The sequence below is a fragment of the Arthrobacter sp. TWP1-1 genome (assembly GCF_049897845.1).
In the GTDB taxonomy this organism is placed as follows: Bacteria; Actinomycetota; Actinomycetes; order Actinomycetales; family Micrococcaceae; genus Specibacter.
In genome coordinates this window covers 1-12,371 of the sequence record NZ_JAFCXC010000002.1, presented here as the reverse complement: position 1 = coordinate 12,371, position 12,371 = coordinate 1, and the positions used below count along the sequence as shown (strand labels likewise).

Below are 12,371 nucleotides of genomic sequence, written 5' to 3'. Positions count from 1 at the left end.
CTGGGTCTAAGCCTGAGGAGCGCGCGTAAATGCCCCGTAAAGCCACAGTTCACCGTGGTGTTGCGGGGCATTTCGCTGCCATAATGAGGCCATGGGAAAAAAGCACGCCACCGACAGTACCGGCACGCCAGCAACCGTTGCGTTGACTGCAGCAGGTGTGAGCTTCACGCCTCATGCCTACGCCCACGATCCTGCCAACACCAACTTTGGCCTCGAGGCTGCAGAGGTTTTGGGAGTTCCCCCTGAAAGAGTCTTCAAGACCCTGATGACAGATGTGGATGGAGTCCTAACTGCCGCGGTGGTTCCCGTCAACGGCTCCTTGGATCTGAAAGCACTGGCTCATGCTTGCGGTCATAAAAAGGCGGCCATGGCCGATCCCGCCCTAGCTCAACGCCGCACAGGATACGTTTTGGGCGGCATCTCCCCCGTGGGGCAACGCCAGCACTCTCCCACCGTCGTGGACGAATCAGCTCTCTTGTTTGACACCATCTACGTCTCGGGTGGGCGACGCGGCTTTGACGTGGAGCTCTCCCCCGGTGATCTGCTGGCTCTGACCAAGGGCACGACGGCGAACATCGGCGTCGCCAAAATCTAGCCGATTGGCGGCTGTGCAGTCAGTGGCCGTGCAGCCACGGCGAAGAGTTCATTCCCGCGGCAGCGCATACCTTCCCAAACGGGGGCGCAACCATGATTCAACGGTGCTCTCCCACCGTGCGGGTTCCACGTTCCATTCCTTGGTATGGCGGGCCTTGCTGAACGGTTCAAAGGTCACCATTTCAGGATTGCGCTTGGCCAACTCGGCCGTGGGTCCATACGGTACAAAGTCATCGTCAATACTGTGCAAAATGAGCGACGGCGTCCGCAGCTCAATGGCGCGGCTCACCCAATCCATGCTCTTGAAATTGACCGGTGCGGCCAGCCCGGTAATGCGCCGTCCCAGTGGATGAGTCAGCATCAATTGTGCGTACCGGCCAATGTAGTTGGGGATCCGATTGAGCTGGGCCTGATGGGCCAGCACCTCAATCCAGTTGATCACCGGCGCATCCAAAACCATGGCCAGGACGTGCTTCCTGTTACGTCCGACGTCGGCGGCCTGCAAACAGATGGCACCACCCATGGAGTTACCGAACAGGACCACGTCCTTGGCGCCTCGCGCAATGGCAAAGTCGATCGCCACCTCAACATCGGCCCACTCGGTGACCCCAAGCCCATACCGGCCGTCGGAGGCCTTGGGGGCATCGCCGTCGTTCCTGTAAGAAATCAGCAGGGCATTCATCCCCAAGCGATGGGCCGTGGGTACCGCCCGCAAACCTTCGTTGCGGGTGGCACCGCGCCCATGAACCATGATGGCCCAGGTGGGGCCGGGGTTCGGGGCGGGCAGCAACCAGGCCGGGGCCGGACCGTCAGGCAGGTCAAGGGTGACGTCCTCACTCTCAAGGCCCATCTGTTCAGGGTGCGAGTAGAGGTTTCCAGACCACCAGCCGGCGGTGGCCGTGCGCAGATCTCCGCTGTGAACGGCGATGACCTCGCGCGTGATGCTGCCTTCGCGGGGCACATAAGAAATGATGGGGCCGATGATGGCGTGGCCCCGGCTGCCATTGAAGAACAGCCCGTAGTTGCCCTCGATGATGGTGTCCGGAGTGGCTTCCAGAACCACTTGCAGCCTTGGTCCGTCGGTGATGACGGCCAGGATGGCGAGATCGTCCAGGCGTTGCTTCTCCGGAGTCACCACTCTCCTCGCGAAGTAAGCGGCGAGGCCTGAGGTTGCTGTCACAACGGCGATCGCACCAGCCCCCGCTGCTCCGGCGCCCAGGGCACCCCACTTGAGCCATGTACTTGACTGCGTTTCCGAGGTAGCCATGTCCCTATTCTCACTCATCGCCGCTCGGCTGCGAAGTGCGGCACACCGGACACCTGCACAACTTTCACCTCGTGTCCACCAACGGTGCATCTTGTTTCTGCGGCCCGGAAGCCTATGCTGGTGCCATGAGTGAGACAATCATCATCCTGACCGAAGAACCACTGACTGCCGTGGACGTGGAGAACATCTCCGACCTCTACGGCCCCGAGGACGATGTTGAGCTGGTGTTGCTGGTTCCTGCCGACACCAAGCGCAACCTCTTCGTGGACGTGGTGGACCAGCTGACCATGCTGGATCTGCCAGGGGTCATGCGTGAGCTTCGCGAAAAACCCAATGCCGATGCCGTCAGGGCAGAAGCGAACGAAATTCTCGCCGCCTCCATGGCCGCCTTGACCGCAGCCGGGGCAAAGGCCACCGGTGCAGTGGCAGAGGGCGACGCCGTTTCCTCCTTGGTAGCCAAGGTCACCGAGCTGGGCGCAAGCCAAGCCGTGGTGGTCACCCGCCCGCATGCCGTTGCCGACACGTTCCGCCGTGACTGGGCGCATCAGGCACAACGGAAGCTCGGGCTGCCGGTTTTGCATTTGTACTCCGGTTCGGGATTTATTGGCGACTCCTGAGCGTTGAGACAAGCATGAGCACTTTTGAAGATTCCACCGTTGCAAAAACCGATGAACAGTGGCGCGAGGAGCTGAGCCCTGCCGAGTACCAGGTGTTGCGTCAGGCGGGTACAGAGCGCCCGTTTACGGGCGAATACTGGGACTCCACTCAGGAAGGCGTTTACGCCTGCCGGGCGTGCGGAGCCGAATTATTCACCTCCAAGGAGAAGTTTTCCTCGCATTGCGGCTGGCCGTCCTTCTTTGCCCCCCTGGCAGATGGCACCGTACGGTACCTGCACGACAACACGCTGGGGATGAAGCGCGTTGAGGTCAGGTGCGCGTCCTGCGACTCGCACCTGGGACACCTCTTTGAAGGCGAAGGGTATGACACCCCCACTGACGAACGATTCTGCATCAACTCGATTGCGCTGACCCTGAGGGAAGGCCCTGTGGAGCTTTCGCCCAACGCTCCTCAAAAGCCCTGAGCATGACAGTCTCTTATGCTTGAGGCTATTACAGATTAGTTTTCCTGTTCCTTTGTTACGCTCGAAAAATGCCACAAGGCACCGCGTAGCAAGGACTGGATACTATGAACGTCACACTTGAAAACACTGGCCTGACCAGCGCATTTGACTATGGCACCTTGGCCCACCATGCTGCGTGGCTGTCCCTGAAGCAGGCAGCCACGGAGCTGGCCGAGCTCCAGGCCAAGGACGGCTCCGTCCCGGAAACCTCCCACCACGCCCGGGCCACTGGGCTGATCGATTCGATCAAGACTGCCATCACGGAACTGGCGCCGCACTTCCCGCATGATGCCAGCTACTTGGAACTGCTCGTCACCGATTTCTCCCGCTGGGCAGAGTCCGGGCTTGGCGTTCCTGACTTCCTTGATTCACTCATGGCCTTCAACCCGCAGGAACAGCGGATCAACGGCCTTGGCCACCTTGTGGTGTTCCCCATGTACACGCAGAACGGCTCCACCTCACGCCATGTAGAAGCCGTATTGGTGGATGTCATCTGGCCTGAATTCATTGGCGAGCTCGAGGCCGGCAGCTACTCCAATAAGCTCTTTGTCCCGTTGCGCTTCATTGACTTCACGGCTGGCTACGACACCAACTCCGCCGTCTTGTTCCCGGAAAGCGTCTCGGTCCGCGAAACACCCACCTTTACGTGGGGCGCCATCTTCCAGGACCGCGAAGCCGCCCGCTTCCGCCGCGTGACGCGCGAAGCTGCCGCTGTCACCCGTTTGGAATTGCCGGCCGATGCCCTGGAAATGTTGGATGATCAGGCCCTGACAACGGAAACATTCGTCATGTGGGATCTAATCCACGACAGGACGCACATGCGCGGCGATCTACCGTTCGACCCGTTCATGATCAAGCAGCGCATGCCGTACTTCCTGTACTCGCTGGAGGAACTGCGCTGCGACCTGACGGCCTACCGCGAATCGGTGGCCGTTGAGCATGACGAAAAGGCGTCCCCGGAGGCCCGTAAGCAAGCAAAGCTGGTCCAGTACGCGGTGATTTTCGACCGGATTTTCCGTTTCGCCATCACCGGCTCTCGGGTCCGCAACTACGACGGCCTGGGCGGGCAGTTGCTGTTCGCCTGGTTGCACCAGCACCACGTACTGCACTGGACGGACACCAAGCTGACCATCGATTGGGCCGAGGTGCCCGACGTCGTTATCGCGTTGGGGCAGCAGATCGAGGAGCTCTACTGGCGCTCGATCGACCGACCCAAGCTGGCTCACTGGCTCGCGGCGTACCAGCTGGTCTCCGCCACGGTGACTCCCAACCCGGCGTCAACCTGGGCCAAGGGTCCCGACGCTCTGCCCTTGAACGCACCGTTGCGTGAAATGACCGACCAGGTCATGGACGATGAATTCCCCCTCTCCATGTTCTACGAGGCACTGGAGAAGAAGATGCGCACCGTCATCGACTCCACGGCCGGCATCACCGGCGCCAGCGTCGCATAAGTGGGTACTGTAAGTTCCATGACAACTTCCGCACAGCAAACCCCGTTGGTGGTGATCGCCGGCGGCAGCAGTGCCGCAGGCATCGCCGTGGCCCGTTCCCTCGTGGCGGCCGGACTGCGTGTGCTCACGGTAGGTTCCGACGCCGGACGCATCACGGCGGCGGCCGAACTCACCGGCGGCGCCGTCCCCCTCGCTTGCGACCTGGCGGACGCTGGCGCCGTGGCGACCCTTGCTGCGCAGATTCGTGCCGAATTTGGCTCCGTTGACGGTCTCATCCACTTGGTGGGCGGGTGGCGCGGTGGCGGCGGCATCGTCGCGCAATCCGACGCCGATTGGGACTTCCTCCACACCTCGGTCCTGACCACCTTGCGCAACACAAGCCGGGCATTTTATGACGATCTGGCCGCGTCCCCTGTCGGGCGGCTGGCCATCGTGTCCTCCACCTCGGTCACGGCACCTACGGCTGGCAACGCCAGCTACGCAGCCATCAAGGCCGCGGCCGAAGCATGGGTCCAGTCCATTGCGCAGGGGTTTGCCGCACAGGCAGCCAAGACAGCACAGGCAGCCCAACACGAGGCGGCTGAGGCGCCCGAGCCGAGTGCCGCCGTCGTCCTTGTCGTGAAAGCCCTTGTTGATGACCCCATGCGGGAACGCTCCCCGGAACGTTCGTTCCCCGGCTTCACGGATGTGAGCGTACTGGCCGAGTCCGTGACGGGGCTGTTCAGCACGCCCGGGCTCAACGGCGCGCGCATTATTCTGTAAGTAAACTAATACCCCGATTTACGCACCCCATCGAAGGCACATTGTGAGCATTGGCAGCACCGAAACCACCCAACTCCACGACGCTAGCGTGATCAGCTTCGCCTCTGACAACTATTCCGGGGTCCACCCCGAGGTCCTAGCCGCACTGACGGCAGCCAATGGTGGCCACCAGGTGGCGTACGGCGAGGACGTTTACACCTCCCGCCTACGCGAGGAAATGGGAACACTGTTCGGCAAGGACGTTGACGTATTCCCGGTCTTCAACGGCACCGGCGCCAACGTGGTGGCACTGCAATCGCTCCTGCCTCGCTGGGGCGCCGTGGTGTGCGCGGCCACCGCCCACATCAACATGGATGAAAACGGGGCACCGGAGCGCGTGGGCGGAATGAAGCTGCTGGCCGTCGCCACACCCAACGGCAAACTGACACCCGAGCTCATCGACAAGGAAGCATGGGGCTTTGGCGACGAGCACCGCGCCCAGCCCTTGGCCGTCTCCATCACCCAGACCACCGAGCTAGGTACCTGCTACACCCCGGAGGAGGTTCGCGCCATCTGCGATCACGCCCACTCCCTCGGCATGAAGGTGCATATGGACGGCGCCCGCCTGGCCAACGCCGCCGCGCACCTGGGCGTGCCGGTGCGCGAATTCACCTCCGATGCCGGCGTGGATGTGCTGTCCTTTGGTGGCACCAAGAACGGGATCATTTTCGGTGAAGCCATCGTGGCGCTCAACCCCGAAGCCGCCGACGGGCTCATCTACCTGCGCAAGCTGAACATGCAGCTCTCCTCCAAGATGCGCTTCATCTCCGCCCAATTGCTGGCGCTGCTGAGCGATGACCTGTGGCTGAAATCCGCCGGGCACGCCAACGCCATGGCCGCGAAGCTGCGTGCCGCCGTCGAACATCTCCCACAGGTGGAGTGCACCCAGGCCACCGAGTCCAATGGCGTCTTTGCCATCCTGCCCGATGGCGTGGCCGAGCGCCTGCGTGAAAAGTTCCGTTTTTACGATTGGGACGAAGCTGCGCGCGAGGTCCGGTGGATGTGCTCCTTTGATACTTCCGAGGCCGATGTCGATGCTTTCGTGGCTGCCTTGAAAGTTGAGCTGGGCTAAGGCAACTGAGCCCGGCCGGTTTGCGCCGGCCGTGAAGGGTCTGGCAGCTCCGGAAGGGTCCTCAGGGTGCCCTTACCGGCGCGCCTGTCGCCATACTCGCCGGTACCGACATAACCTGCCAATGTGAGCTTCCTCTCCCAGCTTCCAGCTGACTTTCAAACCGCCCTGGCCTCGCTGCGCTCTGCACAGTGCCGGAGCGAACTGAAACTTGCCGAAGTTCCCGCCCCTGCGCGACTGGCCCCCTACGGGGTGGCGTTTGGTGCCGAGATAATGGTCGACGGCGAGGAGCTCGCCACCGGCCGCTTCATCCTGCTCCACGATCCACAGGGTTCCGCCCTGTGGGGTGGCACGTTTAGGATCGTCACCTACGTCCGGGCTCAGCTCGAAGCTGACATTGGCAATGACTCCCTTTTGGGAAATGTTGCGTGGGCCTGGCTCGTCGAGGCGTTGGCGGAACAAGGCTCCCAGTACACGAACGCCGGAGGGACCGCCACGCGCATCCTCTCGGAAAGTTATGGCAGTCTCGCCACCCGCCCCGACGCCGTGGACATTGAACTGCGCGCCTCATGGACACCCACGGGGACAACCATTGGCCCCCACCTCGAAGCGTGGGCCAACATTGTGTGTACCTTTGCGGGACTACCTCCCGTGCCGGAGGGCGTCACCCTGCTGCCTCGCCGGCGCAACGGCACCGAGCGCTGACTACACCCCTCGCGAAAGACACACCTTTCAGGCTTGAAAAAGCCGTGCGAGAGGCCGTTGCCCAACTGCATCTTCGCCATTCGGTAGACTAAGGGCATCATGACCAACCCAGAATCAAGCACGCACAGCCGCGCCCGGACCAAAATGTCCACAACGCGTCAAGGCCACGACACTCCGGCGTCGTCCGGCATTGAGTCATCCAGCCTTGGCGCAGCAAACACCCAGGACACCGGCGGGACAAGCACCGAAGTTGCTCCTGCCCCGCTGACCAGCGTTGTCATTGACGGCGTCCGCGTAGAGCTGGGTGAATTGCCCGACCTCGTCGAGCTGGATACGCCGCGTGACGGAGTTCCCGCCGTCGTTGAAACCGAACCTGCCCTGAAGCGCTGCGCGGCCGCCCTGGCCGCAGGCAGCGGCCCGGCGGCCGTTGACACCGAGCGGGCCTCCGGATTCCGCTACGGCCAGCGCGCCATGCTGGTGCAGATCCGACGCGAAGGAGCCGGTACGTGGCTCATCGACCCCGAGGCCTTTGATGATTTGAAGATCATCGATGATGCCTTGCGCGGTGTCGAGTGGATCCTGCACGCGGCCAGCCAGGACCTCCCATGCCTTGCCGGCGTTGGCATGTGGCCGGACAAACTTTTTGACACAGAACTTGCCGCCCGAATCGCCGGACTGCCGCGCGTTGGCCTTGGCGCAGTGGTGGAGTCCCTCCTGGGCTTCCACCTGGCCAAGGAACATTCGGCCGCCGACTGGTCCACACGCCCTCTGCCCGAGCCGTGGTTGCGCTACGCCGCCCTTGATGTTGAGGTCCTGGTTGATCTTGAGGAAGAGCTCGTTGCCCTCCTAGAGAAGGACGGCAAGCTGGACTACGCTGCCCAGGAATTTCAGAGCCTCCTCGATGCCGGAGTCCCGGCACCACGTGTTGATCCCTGGCGCCGCACCTCCGGTTCGCACACCATCCGCAATCGCGTGCAGCTGGGTGCTGTGCGCGAACTTTGGTACACGCGTGAAAAGCTTGCCGAGCACCGCGATATTGCACCCTCGCGCCTGATTCCGGATTCGGCCATCATTGCCGCGGCGAAGGGCATGCCCACCACTGTTCCGGCGTTGCTGGCGCTTTCAGGTTTCCACGGTCGTGCAGCCAAACGCGATGCCCCGAAGTGGCTCCACGCCATCCAGAGCGCAAAGAACGGCTCAGATCTGCCGCCGCTGCAGGTCTCAACCAATGCTCCCCCGCCGCCACGTATTTGGGCAGAGCGGGATGCTGAGGCCGCAGCCCGTTTGGCAACCGCGCGTCCGCGCCTGGCCGAGCTGGCGGAGTCAATCAACATTCCGGCGGAGAACATCCTCACTCCCGACTTCCTGCGCCGTGTCTGCTGGCGCCCCCCAGCGACCATCACGCTCGAGGCCATCTCGGCGCAGCTGGCCGAACTCGGTGCCCGGCCCTGGCAGATCGAGCTCTCCGCGGCCCTGCTGACCGAGGCCCTGGCAAACCCGGAACCCCTTCCGCCCAAGGAACCCAAGGCCCCGAAGCAAAACCCCACCGCATAGCCCACCCCAAACGCTGCATCACTTTACGGCGGTTTTTCCCAAACGCTGCATCACTTTACGGCGGCTTTTCCAAACGCTGCAGCAGTCACTGCTGCAGCGGTTGGCGTTAATAGCCGCAATGTGATGCGGCGTTGGGCTTTAATGGCCGTAATGTGATGCCGCGTTGGGGAGGGGATTTTGACCTCTAAGTTACTCATGGGTAACATGATGTCTGACACAGTCGTCCCCAAAGTCCTTGGGCTGATCGACACCCGTTGTTTGCATTCGAGGAGCTAGGCATGCGCCAAAACCGGCAAATTAGAGATGTTGTCTTTGTGGACGGCGTCCGCACCCCCTTTGGCCGTGCTGGGGAGAAGGGCATCTATGCCAACACCCGCGCTGACGATCTGGTGGTCAAGTGCATCCGCGAGCTCATGCGCCGCAATCCCGAACTGCCTCCCGCACGCATCGATGAGGTGGCCATCGCCGCCACAACCCAGACCGGTGATCAGGGCCTGACAATCGGCCGCACCGCGGCACTGCTGGCCGGGCTCCCCCAGTCCGTTCCAGGTTTTGCCATTGACCGCATGTGCGCCGGCGCCATGACGGCCGTGACCACCACGGCGTCGGGTATTGGTATTGGCGCCTATGACGTGGTCATTGCCGGCGGCGTTGAGCACATGGGGCACCATCCCATGGGTGCCGGCTCTGATCCGAACCCTCGTTTCATGTCCGAACGCATTGTTGACCCGGCCGCCCTGAACATGGGCAACACGGCGGAGAACCTGCATGACCGCTTCCCCGCCATCACGAAGGACCGCACGGACGCCTACGCCGTTGCCAGCCAGAACAAATTGGCTGCAGCCTATGCCAAGGATCAGATCCAGGCCGATATGGTCCCCGTTGCCACCATGAAGCCCGGCGCAGGCTGGACGCTCAACTCTGTTGATGAGCCGCCCCGCCCCGGCACCACCCTGGAAGACCTCGCGGCCCTGCGCACTCCCTTCCGCGCCCACGGCCGGGTCAGCGCCGGTAATGCTGCCGGATTGAACGACGGCGCGACGGCGGCACTTTTGGCCTCCGCCGAGGCTGCCGCGGAGCTTGGTCTGCCCGTCAAGATGCGCCTCGTCAGCTACGCATTTGCCGGTGTAGCTCCGGAGGTTATGGGCATCGGACCCGTGCCCGCCACCGAAAAGGCCCTGCGCCTGGCCGGCCTGTCCATCGAGGACATTGGCCTGTTTGAAATCAATGAGGCGTTCGCCGTTCAGGTGCTTTCCTTCCTTGACCACTTTGGCATCGCCGACACCGACCCGCGCGTCAACCGCTACGGTGGGGCAATCGCCGTCGGGCATCCTCTGGCCTCCTCAGGCGTGCGCCTCATGACGCAGCTGGCCCGCCAGTTCGAGGAAGATCACTCCGTGCAGTACGGCATCACGACCATGTGCATCGGCCTCGGCATGGGCGCCACCGTCATCTGGGAAAACCCCCACTTCACCGCCACCACCACCGAAGGGAACGCAGCATGAGCGCCCAGGACTTCTCCAAACTCACCGCACTGTTCCCCGACGAGGTCGTGACCCACTCGTACGTGCAGGACATTACGCTGCCCGGCGTGGACGGCGCCCCCAGCACGGGAACCTTTGTCCTCATCACGCTGGACAACGATCTGGACCACCGCCGCCCCACAACGCTGGGGCCCAACACCTTGGTAGAACTGGGCACCGTATTGGAGGCCCAGCGTGAGCGGGCCGCCAAGGGTGAGATTGTTGGCGTGGGCGTCACAGGCAAGCCGTTCTTCCTTGTTGCCGGTGCCGACCTTTCGGCCGTCAAGAGCCTGAAGGATCACGAGTCCGGTTTACTCATGGCGCAGCTCGGCCACGATGTGTACTCCACGCTGAACGACCTCGGCGTTCCCAGCTTTGTGTTCATCAACGGCCTGGCCTTGGGCGGCGGACTCGAGATTGCACTCAACGCCACCTACCGCACGGTCTCCACGGGAGCCGGCGCGCTGGCCTTGCCCGAGGCCTTCCTCGGCCTGGTCCCCGGCTGGGGCGGCGTCTATCTGCTGCCACGCCTGATCGGCCCGTCCAACGCCGTGACAGTCATGATCGAGAACGCACTCTCCAACAACCGGACCCTCAGCGGCCCGGCAGCGTTCAAGCTCGGCATTGCCGACGCCCTCTTTGAACCCGCCGACTTCGTTGAGCAGTCGCTCAACTGGGCCGCCCGCGTTCTCTCGGGAGCCGAAAGCGTGAGCCGCCCCAACGCGGTGAGCGAACCGCTGAGCGAGGAGAACAGCGCAGCGTGGGATGCCGCCGTCGTGCGTGCCAAGGCATTTGTGGAGGCTAAGACCTCCAACGCTGCTCCGGCTCCGGCCAAGGTCATCGAGCTGCTGGAAAAGGGCAAGCACTTCACGAAGGCGGAATCCTTCGCTGCCGAAGATCTGGCGCTGGCCGAGCTCATGGGCACCCCGCAGTTCAAGGACACCGTGTACGCGTTCCTGGACTTGGTGCAGAAGCGGGCCAAGAAGCCTGCCGGTGCTCCCGACCCGAAGCTGGCGCGTCCGGTCACGAAGGTCGGAGTCGTCGGCGCGGGCCTCATGGCCGGTCAGTTTGCGCTGCTGTTCGCCCGCCAGCTCAAGGTCCCCGTGGTCATGACGGATATTGATGCGGCACGCGTGGAGAAGGGCGTTTCCTACGTGCACGGCGAGGTGGACAGACTGCTCGCCAAGGGTCGGATCAGCCAGGACGCCGCGAATCGCACCAAGGCGCTCGTGACGGGCTCGGTCTCCAAGGAGGTCTTCGCCGATGCGGACTTCGTGATCGAGGCCGTCTTTGAGGAACTCAACGTGAAGAAGCAGGTGTTCGCCGAGGTGGAGGCCATCGTCTCCCCCGAGTGCATCCTTGCCACGAACACGTCCTCACTGTCCGTCACGGCCATGGCGGCGGACCTCAAGCACCCCGAGCGTTTGGTGGGCTTCCACTTCTTCAACCCCGTGGCCGTGATGCCACTGCTGGAGATTGTGCGCGCTCCCAAGACCGACGACGCCGTCCTCGCCACCGCCTTTGCTACAGCCAAGGCGCTGCGCAAGACGGCCGTGCTGGTCAAGGATGCAGCCGCGTTTGTGGTCAACCGCGTGCTGTTGCGGCTCATGGCCGAGGTCTCCAAGGCCTTCGACGAGGGCACCGACGCACACACGGCCGACACAGCACTGCGCCCTATGGGCATGCCGATGACGCCGTTCACGTTGCTGGCCATGGTCGGCATTCCCGTGGCCCAGCACGTCACCGAATCCCTGCACACGGCCTTTGGTGATCGCTTCCACGTCTCTGCCAATCAGCAGGCCCTGATCGACGGCGGCAAGAAGGCGCTCTGGGAGACCGCGGCCGATGGTTCCGTTTCCATCCCGGCCGATACTCTGGCGCTCCTGCGCTTCGGCAACACGCCCTCAACGGGCGAGGAACTGTTGCGCAACACCCAGGATGCACTGGCCGAGGAGATCGGTCTCATGCTCGAGGAAGGCGTCGTCGCCGGGCCCGAGGACATCGACCTGTGCATGATCCTCGGCGCTGGCTGGCCCATGCACCTGGGCGGCATCACGCCGTATCTGGACCGCGTGGGAGCCTCTCAGCGAGTCAACGGGAAGCCGTTCCACGCAGAGCTCTGAGCAATTAGCCCCCGCGAAAGTACAGTTGATGCTGATGTTGCACCCGGCAAAGTCAAGTGGTCGTAGCAACGCGGGGGTTATGCTGCTGTTTGCAGCAGCTGGTTGAGTCGGTTGGCAGGCGTCTCAAGGTTGAGGGTCGGGCGGGGCCGGCGGTTGAGTTTCGC

11 protein-coding genes are annotated in these 12,371 nt (G+C 63.0%); 10 read left to right on the top strand and 1 reads right to left on the bottom strand.

Annotation, left to right across the window (positions count from 1 at the left end):
- Positions 1-91: 91 nt before the first annotated feature.
- A complete protein-coding gene (ybaK, locus tag ACP7B9_RS03320) occupies positions 92-595 on the top strand; it encodes a Cys-tRNA(Pro) deacylase (protein WP_425860758.1) in 504 nt (167 codons plus the stop codon).
- Between the two features lie 48 nt (positions 596-643).
- On the opposite strand, the gene ACP7B9_RS03315 is transcribed toward ybaK, so the two are convergent.
- On the bottom strand, positions 644-1,861 hold the full coding sequence (locus ACP7B9_RS03315) for an alpha/beta fold hydrolase (protein WP_425860756.1): 1,218 nt from the start codon (positions 1,859-1,861) through the stop codon (positions 644-646).
- 125 nt (positions 1,862-1,986) lie between these two features.
- Here ACP7B9_RS03315 and ACP7B9_RS03310 point away from each other — a divergent pair, with 125 nt between their 5' ends.
- The 9 genes from ACP7B9_RS03310 to ACP7B9_RS03270 all read left to right on the top strand — a co-directional run bounded on the left by ACP7B9_RS03310 (position 1,987) and on the right by ACP7B9_RS03270 (position 12,207).
- Entirely contained in the window at positions 1,987-2,478 is a 492-nt protein-coding gene (locus tag ACP7B9_RS03310) for a hypothetical protein (RefSeq protein ID WP_425860754.1), read from the top strand.
- A gap of 14 nt (positions 2,479-2,492) precedes the next feature.
- Entirely contained in the window at positions 2,493-2,942 is a 450-nt protein-coding gene (gene msrB / locus ACP7B9_RS03305; RefSeq protein ID WP_425860752.1) for a peptide-methionine (R)-S-oxide reductase MsrB, read from the top strand.
- Between the two features lie 104 nt (positions 2,943-3,046).
- Positions 3,047-4,432, top strand: a complete 1,386-nt coding sequence (locus ACP7B9_RS03300; protein ID WP_425860751.1) for a DUF6421 family protein — start codon at positions 3,047-3,049, stop codon at positions 4,430-4,432.
- Positions 4,433-4,450: 18 nt separating this feature from the next.
- Positions 4,451-5,194, top strand: a complete 744-nt coding sequence (locus tag ACP7B9_RS03295) for an SDR family oxidoreductase (RefSeq protein ID WP_425860749.1) — start codon at positions 4,451-4,453, stop codon at positions 5,192-5,194.
- A gap of 43 nt (positions 5,195-5,237) precedes the next feature.
- Positions 5,238-6,305: a threonine aldolase family protein gene (locus ACP7B9_RS03290; protein WP_425860748.1), complete on the top strand. Its 1,068-nt coding sequence runs from the start codon at positions 5,238-5,240 to the stop codon at positions 6,303-6,305.
- 123 nt (positions 6,306-6,428) lie between these two features.
- The gene (locus tag ACP7B9_RS03285) at positions 6,429-7,007 is read left to right on the top strand and encodes a DUF3000 domain-containing protein (protein ID WP_425860746.1); all 579 of its coding nucleotides are present in this window, start codon (positions 6,429-6,431) and stop codon (positions 7,005-7,007) included.
- 99 nt (positions 7,008-7,106) lie between these two features.
- A complete protein-coding gene (locus tag ACP7B9_RS03280) occupies positions 7,107-8,561 on the top strand; it encodes an HRDC domain-containing protein (protein WP_425860744.1) in 1,455 nt (484 codons plus the stop codon).
- Between the two features lie 278 nt (positions 8,562-8,839).
- Positions 8,840-10,066: a thiolase family protein gene (locus tag ACP7B9_RS03275; protein WP_425860743.1), complete on the top strand. Its 1,227-nt coding sequence runs from the start codon at positions 8,840-8,842 to the stop codon at positions 10,064-10,066.
- Positions 10,063-12,207, top strand: a complete 2,145-nt coding sequence (locus ACP7B9_RS03270; protein WP_425860742.1) for a 3-hydroxyacyl-CoA dehydrogenase NAD-binding domain-containing protein — start codon at positions 10,063-10,065, stop codon at positions 12,205-12,207. The genes ACP7B9_RS03275 and ACP7B9_RS03270 overlap by 4 nt, the downstream gene beginning before the upstream one ends.
- Positions 12,208-12,371: the final 164 nt, after the last annotated feature.